At 45.8% G+C, this 11,556-nt stretch carries 10 protein-coding genes; all 10 read right to left on the bottom strand.

Annotation, left to right across the window (positions count from 1 at the left end; genetic code table 11):
* Positions 1–22: 22 nt before the first annotated feature.
* Positions 23–949 carry an LCP family glycopolymer transferase gene (locus KNQ18_RS00815; protein ID WP_029342698.1) on the bottom strand — a complete coding sequence of 309 codons (927 nt, stop codon included), beginning with the start codon at positions 947–949 and terminating at the stop codon, positions 23–25.
* A 154-nt stretch (positions 950–1,103) separates the two neighbouring features.
* The gene (locus KNQ18_RS00810) at positions 1,104–1,790 is read right to left on the bottom strand and encodes a hypothetical protein (RefSeq protein ID WP_058704102.1); all 687 of its coding nucleotides are present in this window, start codon (positions 1,788–1,790) and stop codon (positions 1,104–1,106) included.
* Positions 1,791–1,805: 15 nt separating this feature from the next.
* Complete coding sequence (locus KNQ18_RS00805; RefSeq protein ID WP_214724102.1) at positions 1,806–2,495, bottom strand: hypothetical protein; 690 nt, start codon at positions 2,493–2,495, stop codon at positions 1,806–1,808.
* Positions 2,496–2,510: 15 nt separating this feature from the next.
* Entirely contained in the window at positions 2,511–3,203 is a 693-nt protein-coding gene (locus KNQ18_RS00800) for a hypothetical protein (RefSeq protein WP_214724104.1), read from the bottom strand.
* 30 nt (positions 3,204–3,233) lie between these two features.
* Positions 3,234–3,932, bottom strand: coding sequence for a hypothetical protein (locus tag KNQ18_RS00795; protein WP_214771607.1), 699 nt, complete (start codon positions 3,930–3,932; stop codon positions 3,234–3,236).
* A 44-nt stretch (positions 3,933–3,976) separates the two neighbouring features.
* Positions 3,977–4,666, bottom strand: a complete 690-nt coding sequence (locus KNQ18_RS00790; RefSeq protein WP_215083581.1) for a hypothetical protein — start codon at positions 4,664–4,666, stop codon at positions 3,977–3,979.
* A 57-nt stretch (positions 4,667–4,723) separates the two neighbouring features.
* Complete coding sequence (locus KNQ18_RS00785; protein WP_214724110.1) at positions 4,724–5,425, bottom strand: hypothetical protein; 702 nt, start codon at positions 5,423–5,425, stop codon at positions 4,724–4,726.
* 17 nt (positions 5,426–5,442) lie between these two features.
* Positions 5,443–7,002, bottom strand: a complete 1,560-nt coding sequence (locus tag KNQ18_RS00780; RefSeq protein WP_214724112.1) for a S8 family peptidase — start codon at positions 7,000–7,002, stop codon at positions 5,443–5,445.
* Between the two features lie 136 nt (positions 7,003–7,138).
* Entirely contained in the window at positions 7,139–8,713 is a 1,575-nt protein-coding gene (locus KNQ18_RS00775) for a S8 family peptidase (RefSeq protein WP_214771612.1), read from the bottom strand.
* A gap of 123 nt (positions 8,714–8,836) precedes the next feature.
* On the bottom strand, positions 8,837–11,515 hold the full coding sequence (locus KNQ18_RS00770; protein ID WP_214771614.1) for a glycoside hydrolase family 70 protein: 2,679 nt from the start codon (positions 11,513–11,515) through the stop codon (positions 8,837–8,839).
* Between the last annotated feature and the right edge of the window lie 41 nt (positions 11,516–11,556).

The raw sequence follows: 11,556 nt of genomic DNA, 5'->3' as shown, positions 1-11,556 counted from the left end.
CCGTGAGATTCGGTGCTTTTGTTCATTCCATATCGAGTGAATAGCGTAATGCCGTTTGTGTCTCTTTTAATGAATCTTCTGTCGGGTGCCAGTAATAAATTCCGTCGCCTTCTTTTCCACCCGTTCCTTCGAGTTTCAAATTCTTCTGGTTACGGAAGGCATCCATGTAATCAAATGCTAAAGTACGCATCGGTTTAAATGAAACGTTCGTTTGTGCGTTCTTCCCGACGACATCCATGATTGCATTAAAATTACTGACTGATACATCGGATGATAATTTGTTTGCGACTTGGGCGATGACTTCCCGTTGACGCATTTGTCGACCAAAGTCTCCACGTGGATCTTCATAACGCATGCGTGTGAATTTCAATGCTGATTTTCCATCTAAGTTAACTTTACCGACCGGGAAGTGTGTCCCACTGACCGTAAAGTCGATGTCGTTATTGACCGTCACCCCACCGACTGCATCAACTAGGGACGTGAACCCTTCCATGTTGATTTCTGCATAGTAATTGATTGGGATATTAAGAAACTTTTCGACTGTCTTGATTGCCATCTCCGGTCCACCGAATGAATACGCATGGTTGATCTTATCATTTGTTCCTTTTCCGACGATATCAACCTTCGTGTCCCGAGGAATACTGATCAATCGACTTTCGTTTCGTGTCGGGTTCAATGTCATGACCATGATTGAGTCACTGCGTCCGCGCTCTCCTGGACGTTGATCGACACCAAGTAACAGAACCGAAACCGGCTTTTGCTCTTCGACGACTTTGTCTCCCGTATTCTTGACGGGGGATTGAATTTTTTTGACCGTTTGGTCGACTTGATAATATGTATAGCCGATGAATCCGCCGACACCGACGACGAGGACAAGTGCAATCAATAGCATGATTTTCAGTGGTGTCCAGCGTTTTTTCACCTTACGTCTTTTTTTGACTCGTTCCAACTGCGTCCATTCCCTTCTGTGTTTTGCTTCTCGTTAGTATCGGTCATCCATGAAAAAACTTACAGTCCGAGTATAACGAAATTTGAGAGCGATTTGTCAAAAACGGGAAAAGATGAAAAAAAGAGCCTATCGTTCAGATAAGCTCTTTCGTTCATTAGAGTGATGTTTGACTTTCTACCGTATATGTTTTTTTCTCATAGTCATAGTTCATAATGACGAGTTTACGTTGTGTTGTCGAAGTCGGGAATACGTATGTTTTAGAGAGTGCCTTGATTCCGAGTCCATAGTCTAGTTCTTGTTTCGTTTGAATCGATGTCCAGTCAATCGAGTCTACTCCTGTCCACTCGCCAAGACCTGAACCAGATAATACTGCATCCAATTGTTTCTCCGTCATACCCGTCTTGATTTTCTTTCCTTTGAGCAGTTTCATCTTACTTTCACGAGCACCTGAGTAACTATCAACACGAAACAGATCTAGTGATTTTCCTGTCAAACGATAGACTGAACTATTTTTTTTCGTCATGAACTGAAACACAGATATGTTCGTAAAGTTCTTTTCATCAGAGAACGTGTATGCCGTTGTTTTTTGACCTTGTGATACGGTCGTGAATTCCGCCTTTTTCTTTAGTACCGTCGAACCACTTTTTTTCGTCAGTTGTTTCTTATAATCTTTCCCATAGATGACTTTTGCTGCTTGCTCGATTGTCATCCCCGCTTTTAATGCGGTGTAACGATCGGTTACTTTCGTTTCGTCTTTCGTCGCAGCCGATGCCGCTCCTCCGAATAAAGTCGTTCCTGCGAGTACTGTTGCTACTGCAACTTTCGTAAATGTCATTTTCATGTTCCTATCTCCTTTTTAGAATGTCTCGTGATTTTCAATAACGTAGGCTTTCTTTTTCGTGTCATAACTCATCTCAACGTAAACACGTGATTTCGTCGATTTTTGGAAGACATACAATTTTCCTTTAAACGCTTCAATCTCATAGTCTTTGATTTCTTTCGCACCGAAGACGCTTCGTGCATCTTCCTCAAGCAATCCAGCCCATTCCCCAAGACCAGACCCCGAGAGCACACCATCGAGTTGTTTCTCCGTCATTCCTGTCTTGATTTTAGCGCCCGCGTTTAACTTCCGTGTACTCTCTCGGTATTCGGAATATGTATTCCGTCCCATTTCGACTTGTTTCGAAATAAGACGATACACGGAATCGTTCTTTTTCGTCATGAAACCGAGCGACATCAAAGTCGGAGGAATCTTTGCCTTCCGATCATAGATTTCGTAATAAATTTCTTTACGCTTATCTTCAACGTCCTTAAACTCTTCTTTCGTCTTCAATACTTGTGAACCGCTTTTCGTCGTTAATTGTTTTTTGTAGTCTTTGCCGTATAAGACTTTTGCGACCTGCTCCATCGTCATACCCGCTTTGAGTGCTGTGTATTGATTTGTCGCTGTTGTCTCGACTTTCGTCGCCGCCGATGCCGTTCCACTAAAGAGTGTTGATCCCGCGATGATTGTTGCCACTGTGATTTTCATGAAGGTCGTGTTCATACTCTACTCTCCTTTTTAGTACTGACTATGATCTTCGACACGATACGCTTTCTTTTTCGTGTCATAGATGAAAAAGATGTATTGCCATTTATGTGTTGCTGTCGGAAAAACGTATGATTTCGTATGAATGATCGTTGCTTTCCCTGCTTTGACTTCTTTTTTTCGAAGAACGGATGTCGTATCGACGTGACCGAGTGTCCCGAATGCTCCGAGCCCTTTCCCCGTCAGTAATCGATCAACTTGTTGCTCCGTCATCCCGTTCTTGATTTTCGCACCTTTGATCAGTTTACGATCGCTCGTCCGGAATCCGGCTGCCGTGTCACGTTTGAACTCCATTTGTTTCATCGTCAGCCGATACTTCGTTCCGCCCGTCTCCGTCATGAACATCAGGACACCGATCGCTGACGGGAATTCCACTTTTCGATTCACAAGATCATAGAGAAGGACGTTCCGATCCCATTCCTCCATCTCAATTTCTGTGTTCAATCGTAAGACTTGTGAACCGTTTTTCATCTTCAGTTGTTTTTTATACGTCTTGCCATAGAGGACTTTGGCGACTTGTTCCACCGTCATCCCGGGCTTTAAAGCACGATATTGTTTCGTGGCGATCGTCTCAGCCTTCGTTGCAGCACCCGCCGTTACTGGATGTAAAGAAACTATTGCGACAAGTACCATGAGAAGCCATCGTTTTACGTTCCACTTCTGCATCCATTTCACTCACTTTCTGTTGCACGTGCTTTAGTTTTTTGTCTTAATCGTCCGAATATCACTGACCTGGTAGGTTCTTTTTTGTTCGCTATACGTCAGTTCGACATGTTTCCACTTGTTCGTCGTCGATCTAAAGACATATTCTTTGATCCGAGACACTTCAGCAAATCCTCTTTTTTGTTCGTCCAGCGTATAAGCAGACGCTGTATCCATATGACCGAGCATCGTCCAGTTACCAAGACCTTTCCCCGTCAATTTCGCATCCAGCTCTTTTTCCGTCATCCCGTTCTGGAGTACGGCACCTTTGACGAGCGTCCGTGTGCTTTCACGATATCCTGTCTTCGTCTTCCGTTCGATGAACAAGGCTTTCGTCACCAAGCGATACTTCGCACTCTTCTCTTTCGTCATGAATTGTAAGACCAGTTCAGTCGGGAGATGGGGTGTTGCCGAATCGGAGAGGACATGGATCAATTGTTTATGTCCTTCTTCGTCTCCTTCGAAGTTGATTGGAAGTTTAAGAACAGTCGATCCGTTTCTTTTCTTCAGGTGTTTCTGATACGACTTGCCATACAGGACTTGCGCGACTTGTTCCATCGTCATTCCATTTTTCAAGCCTTTGTACTGTGACGTCGCAAGCGTTTCTGCTTTTGTTGCTGCGGATACTGTTCCTGGAACAAACAGACCAAGCAACAGTACTAAACAGAGTGACCATATCATGATGCGTTTCATATCTGTTTCCTACTCTCCTCGATGACTCCATGAATCATCCTTATTCATTTTTCGTATTTCAATGAAATCCCGATTTCTGTATCAACCTCATATCGCTTTTTCTGCTTGTTATAGGACAAGGTGACGACCTGCATCTTTTTCGAATGTGGTCGATGGAATTGATAGATTTTGTAGCGCCCCGTTTTCATCGGACTTTCTTTGAAAACGGACGAAACGTTCCAACTAAAATACATTGACACCTGTCCAAGCTTTTTGCCGGACACCAGTTGGTCGAGTTGTTTCTCCGTCATCCCGTGGCGTAATGACGCTGACTTCATGAGTGTCCGGCTATTTTCATACAACCCGTTTTCCGTATCGGCTTGATAGTACAGCGCTTTTTGTGTCAGATAATATGTCTTCTGGTGCTGTTTCGTACTAAATTCAAGAAGCGTTGTCGTTGGAAGGTTTTTAGAGGGGCGATCAAGTACGTATCCGAGGGACCGATACCCTTGTTCGTTATCGGTCGTTCCCGGTTTTTTCGTAAAGACGACGCTACCATTTTGTTTCTTGATGTATTTCCGGTACTCTTTTCCGTATAACGTCTTTGCGACTTCCGTTAGCGTCATACCGAACTTAAGTGCTTTGTACTCTTGTTTGATCTGTAGTGCTTCTTTGGATGCTGCCGATGCTGTAGTTGGAGCAAAAATTGACATCACTATGATTACGAAAACCATCAGTTTTGCTAGTACTTTCATTTCTATTTTCCCCTTCTAATTGTTCCTTCATGATGACTGTTAGACATGATTGTCTGCTTATTTTGTTTTAGGAGCTTCAATCGGAATGAGTCTATAGTTGTTGACCTTATATTGCTTCTGCTGATCATCAAACTTCATCGTCATATCGATTTGCTTCTTTGGATTAGAGCTTTGGAAGATATAAATCTTGATCCGTCCCTTATACTTATACGCTTTCCGTTCCTGTTTCGTCTGGACGGATGTAAAGTCCCATGACCAGCGCATTCCAACCTGACCTAATCCTTTTCCTGACAACAGTGCGTCGAGCTCTTCTTCTGTCTCATCTCCCTGAACATACGTCACATGCTTCAGTGTCCGCGTGCTCTCCCGAAGTCCCGTATTCGTATCCGCTAAAAATTGAATCGCTTTTTGAGCGAGATAATACGTTTTTCCATTTTTCTTCGTATAGAACTCAAGTGTCGTCCGACTCGGAAGGGTCTTCGACTGATCCACGAATGAATACGACCGGGACCGATATCCTTTATCCTGCTTCGCCCAATTCGCTTTTTGTTTCAAGACCGTTGCACCATTCTTTTGTGTTAGATGTTCCTTGTATGATGAACCGTAGACGACTTTTGCGATTTGCGTCAGTGTCAGTCCGAACTTCAACTTCCGATAATCGTTTAATGTTTGCTGTTCTTCTTTTGACGCTGCCTGTCCTTCGAGTGTCCCGCTTATACAGAGGACACCAATCAGAAAGACACATAAGATACGTTTCATCGTTTAACCTACTTTCCTTATTTCACGAGTTGGACGGCACGATCAGCATTCAAGCGACCATACCCGTACGTCGTGTCACGGCCTTTTTTGCCGAGGTCCTTCGCTGACTTACGAAGAATCGATTCGACGTCCATCACTTTGATACTTGGCTTTAAGCTATAGAGGACACTCGCGACGCCGGCGACATGCGGTGTCGCCATCGATGTGCCACTCCAAAAGATCGATTCGCCGTCTTGTAAATAACTCGCGATATCTTGCCCTGGTGCGACGAGATCGAGTCCTTCGCCGTAGTTCGAGAACGACGCTCGTTTATCGAATCGGTTCGTCGCCCCGACTGAGAACGCATATTTCGAGCGTGCCGGATAGGACAGTTTCGACGCGCCTTCATTGCCGGTTGCTGCTGCAACGAAGATTCCTTTCTTGCGTGCTTCCGCTAGCGCATCTTCAATCGCTAAGGAAACACCGCCACCACCAAGACTCAAGTTGATGACTTTTGCTTTTTGTTTTACAGCGAACAGAATACCTTTAGCGATATTCGAGTTCGACGCATAGTTATTGCGCGAGATGACCTTGATCGGAATGATGCTTACTCGATCGTTGATCCCCGTCATCCCATACCCATTGTTTGATGTTGCAGCAATGACACCGGCAACGTGTGTTCCGTGCCCGTGATCATCGTAAGCAAGTTGACGTTTATGAACAAAATCATATCCGAGATCCATCCGGACGCGTCCGGCGAAATCCGCATAGGTCGGATTGATCCCCGTATCGACGACTGCCACACGAACGGTTGAACGTGACTTGTTGGCAATCCGCTTGACCATCGCGTGATAACCGATGTCCGCTCCTTTGACGCCTCCGCGTTGTCCGGTGTTTTTTAATGCCCACTGGACGGACTGGAACGGATCGGTGCTGAGTAACTTCATCGGTTGATCGAGTTCGACGTAACGCACGCCCTTCATTTTTTCGAGTTGCCGTTTAGCTGCCATCGCTTGGATGAAGCTGTTGTAGGAGAACTTCTCGAGCCGTAGCGTACTGTCAATCGTTTCGTGATCAGTAGCCCGTGACGTCTGTGACAACGTACTTGCTTTCGTCGCCCCGTTCAGACGGACGACGAGACTCGTCGCTTGTCCGGTTGTCGTTGATTTTGTCGCGTATTCGCGAATGGGTTCGAGGCGTTCGAGTTTATAGGGAATCGTAAATGCTTTATTCTTCGTTCCCGTCACTTCGATGTATTGTCGTCCACTCCATGTCAGTGGGAAAAAGAGTGTCTTTTTACTATTCGCATACCGCGCATATGGATCTTTTTGTTTGTATTCCGTCTGCGACGTATAAACGGTCGCTTTTTTGGAAGCGTCAAAGGCGAACTTCAAGTGTGTTCCACCTGACAGATACGTCTTCGTATCAAAATAGAACAAGGCTTTCCCGCTCGCATCGAACGTTCCTTTGATGTAGCCTTTTTTCGTTTTGGCTTCGATGGCTGGGACTTTTTTCGCCGTTGTCGCTGCCTCTGTCGTATCCCATGTATATGTACCAAATGCACTCACGAGGAGAGCACTGACGATGACCTTTTTCATTTGATTTCACTCCTTATCGTTGTATCCTTTTTCATTATAATGGAAAAAATTGATTTTCCTAGTTCTTTTTACCTCTATCAATCAATGAATTGACTGAAAAAAAGAAGCCCTGTTCGCACAGGACTTCTTGACTGCATTAAGGGATCAGTTTGACGGCGTTATCGGCATTCAAACGACCGGCACCATAACTCGTATCATAGCCTTTTTTACCGAGATCCTTCGCTGATTTCTTGAGGATACTTTCCACACTACCTGCCTTCAAAGAAGGCTTCAGACTGATCATAAGACTCGCGACACCTGCGACGTGTGGCGTCGCCATCGAAGTCCCACTTCCATATAACAACTCTCCATCTGCGAGGTAGCTTGGAATCGAGACGCCGGGAGCGACGAGGTCTAGACCCGTTCCATAATTCGAGAACGACGCTTTTGTATCCTTTCGTCCGGTTGCACCGACCGACAAGACATATTTCGAACGGGCCGGATATGCGACCGTTCCGCGTCCTTCGTTCCCGGAAGCAGCGACGATCAGGATGTTCTTCTTGACCGCTGCGGCTAATGCCGACTCGATCGATTTCGAAGAAGAACTACCACCGAGACTCATATTGATGACTCGGGTACCTTGTTTTGTCGCATGCTGGATGCCTTTGACGAGTCCCGAGACCGAACCAGCCCCTGACTCATCGAGCACCTTAATTGGAATCAACGTCGTCATCGGATTGATACCGGTCATCCCGTACGTATTATTTCCACCTGCTGCAATGATCCCGGCGACGTGTGAACCGTGTCCGTTATCATCCCAGGCTGTCTTATCGCCATTGATGAAATCATAGCCGAGATCCATCCGGACTTTACCAGCGAAGTCGGCATACGTTGGATTGATGCCGGAGTCGAGGACTGCGACTTTCGTTGCAGACAGCTTCTTGCCTTTGATGCGTTTTTGCATGGCGACGAAGCCGATGTCTGCTCCCTTCAGTCCCTTCTTTTGTCCCGTGTTCTGCAGCGACCACTGATGTTTTTGATAGGCGTCGATACTGAAGGCTTGGATCGGTGCGTCGAACTCTGCGAACGCAACGCTATTCGATCGCTCGAACTTTTTCTTCGCTGCTTCAGCGTCAGCATAGGAATTATAGACGAGTCGTTCGATGCGAAGCTCAGACGCTAGTGGTTCGACTTTTGAGGCACCGAACGATTGCGCCCGCATTGCACCAGGACGTGTCTGAACAAGTAACGCTGGTTTGACTGCTTTGACGGCAGCTGTCATCGATTCCTCGATCGGTTCGTAACGTGAGATGTAGGCAGGAACAGAATAACGATCGCCCGGATAGCCTTCGAGAACTAAGTATTGGCGTCCGCTCCAACTGAGTGGGAAGTAGAGTGTATCACCCGTAACTTGATAGTAGCGGTTGTAGACGCGACCTGCTTCCGCGTCCGCTTTACTGGCGAACATCGTTCCGTACGTATCGTAGTCGAGCTCGAACTCAAAGTGCGTTCCTTTTGCGACAAAATTCTTCGCATCAAAATACCAGACCGCAAATCCATCCGAGTCAAAGCGACCTGTTAAGGCGCTGCCGGCTTGTTTCGAAAACGTGGGGACTTCCTTTGCCTTCATTAGTGTTGCCGGACGAATCGTTTCCTGCTTTTCAAACGCATTGACTGGTACCGTACTACAGATCAAACCAAGTGCTAAGCTCCCTGCTATCCATGTTCGCATCATTGTTCCTCCCTCTAGGTCTTTCTTACTAATACCCGGATTAGATGGAATTATGTGGAATATAGTAAAACATTGATGTGAATCAAAAAAACATCACTCTCGCAGGGAGAGTGATGTCTAATATTACTTGACTGTGACTGTGAATGTTTTGACGACTTTGTAGTTTCCTACTGTCGTGTATGTGACACGGATCGTCGTCTTACCTGCTTTGATTCCTTTTACGTTACCACGTGACGAGACTTGCGCGACTTTTTTGTTTGCTGATGTATACTGAACAGATTTGATCTTATCCGTTGCTGACGTATACGCGATACGTGTCGTCTGGTTCTTCTTGAGTGTTGCTTTTGTTGCTTTCAGCGTGACGCTGTTTGCTTTTGTTTCGATCGGTAAAACTGTTTTCAAGACAAAACCGTCTTTTAACGTAACTGTTGCTTCAACCGTCGTCTTACCTGTTGCTTTACCTGTCAGGCGACCTTTTGAATCAACTGTCGCTTTTTTCGTATCAAGGACACGGTAGCGTGTTGACGCAACTGCTGATGTCGTGTTCGCGACTGTCGTTTTCAAGTCGAGTGCTTTTCCTTGATAAACTGCACCGGCTTTGGTCGTTGCGACTGGTGCCTTTGTTGCTTGTGGAACGAAGACGCCGACGTAACCGTTGACTTCAGCTGTTTTGATGCCTTTGACTGGAACCGTCAAGATACCGTTCTTATCTGTGACGAGTTTCGTGTTCGTGACGCCACTAGCATCGACGAAGACTTGGTTCGCGTGTGTTTTACCCATGTTGACTTGAACTGTCGTATCAAGCGCTGCGTTTTTCCCGATGACTGTCGCGACACCTGTGTTGCGGTCTTTTCCGAAACGGACGCTTGAGATCAAGTCTTTACCCGCTTCTTTTGACGTGTTCGACGTGTGGTACGCAACGTGTTGTTTACCATACGCATACTGTTTACGGACTTTTAGGAGATTCGTGATTTCATCATAGTACGGTGTCGTTTTCGACATGTACGATGCATCCGTCTGGTAGAGATCACCGTAGTAGACCGTTGGCACCGTGTTTTTGTTCGAAAGAAGGAACGCGTATTGCGCGACGATGTTTTCCGTCGAGTATTTCTTTGTCGGACTAGCAAGCTCTTTGTTGTAGATTGCCAATGCTTCTGCTTCTTTTTCTTTCGTGTACAGCTTCTCAAACGACTTCGGCTGATCCGTTTTACTGTATTGAGCACCAGCCTTGATGCCAAACATATCGAGCATGATTTGGTTGACGCGGTTTTTCTCTTGGTCATGGTTATTGACGAACGACCAGTTCGGTTGAACATCCGTCGCTCCATAACCTTCACGGTCTACGACTGAAAGTTTCGTAAGATCACGAAGTGGACGTTTTTGCGAAGCTTTTAGTGCCGAACGTAATGTGAAGTACAAATCAGAGTCCATGATGAGTTGTTCGTTGTTGTTTGCTTTCATGTATGAACGTTGAGATGCTTTATAGCTTTCAATATAGCTCAAGTAATCTTGTTTTCCGAAATGCGCTTTCGAAATTTCCGCTTCTGCTTTGAGAATCGCTGTATCATAGTGCGACGCCGCATCAATTCGGAATCCGTCGAACTTATACGTTTCAAGCATCCACTTCATCCAGTTTTTCTGCTCCTTGATGACTTCCGGGTTCGAGTTCGCGAGGTCAACGCCGACTAGGAATTCATCATTTCTTGCCATCGTGTTGTTGATCGTCTGCGTCGGCGTTCCCTTTTCATCGACGAAGAGGAACTGATCTTCTGTATCGATTCCTGAGTTATCGTTTTGGAACGAACGTTCTTCCGAACCGTAACCATACTCCGCTTTTGTACTCATGTATTGATTTGTTAAATCTGCAATTTTTCCATTATCCCCAGATGCTAACAATACTTCTTTTGATGCAAAGCCATTCTTGAGCATGAACGGAAGGTAGCCTGTATCTTTTGTATACTGCGTCAACATTGGCTTCCAGTTATCTGGCGATACTTCATACCAGCCATCTGTCGCAAGATATGAATCGACCGTGTTGATATGTCCCGTTTTTGCCGCTTCAAGCAACCATTCTGGTAAATAGTTGTCTGCGTGATCGACACCAAAGAAACGATATGCTTTCCCGTCTTGGTCTGTCATGATCCGTCCAAGCCCCTGCCCTTGAAGAGAGGTTCCGTTGAGATATGATTTGTTCCATTCTTTGATGTAGCCATATTTCGCTTGCCCCATACCGCCACCTTTTGTGTAAGCGAGGTAAGGAGTCGCAAGGGTCTTCGTCGTTTCGCCACCTGTGAATGGATTCGCGAACGGTTTACCTGAACCTGTCGCACGACGAACGTAAACCGCTTCCCGTTGACTTAGACCAAGCATTTGGTTCGGTACGAGATCCATTTGGACTTTGATGTTATCGTCATGCAACATATCGACCATCATCTCGAGTTGTGAGGCTTTTCCGTACTTTGTCGGAATCGTACCACCCGGTCCTTGCGGGAATTCACCGAGGTCATATCGATCGGCAATCGCATATCCTTCTAAATAACGAGCCATATCAAATGAACGATACGCTGGTGGAAGCCAGACATCTGTCACGCCCCACGCGTTCAGTAAATCTCCTTTTTTCGCAAGCGTCCGGTACATGTTACTTTCATACGGTTGGAAAAGGCTAAAGCTTTGGAAAATGACACGGTTGTCGAGTTTTTCACCTGCTGTGAATGCTTGGGCACGTTCGGATGCGTATGTGAGCCCACTTGTCGCGACGACTGCTGCTAACAACCCAGCAGATACTTTTGTTGTTTTGCTCATGGATTAAATCTCCTTTATCTCTGTATGTTTTTAAATATTTA

The sequence above is a fragment of the Exiguobacterium sp. s78 genome (assembly GCF_018618985.1).
Lineage (GTDB): Bacteria > Bacillota > Bacilli > Exiguobacteriales > Exiguobacteriaceae > Exiguobacterium_A > Exiguobacterium_A abrahamii.
Note: the sequence above shows the minus strand (reverse complement) of the source record. Positions and strands in the feature narration are given on the sequence as shown.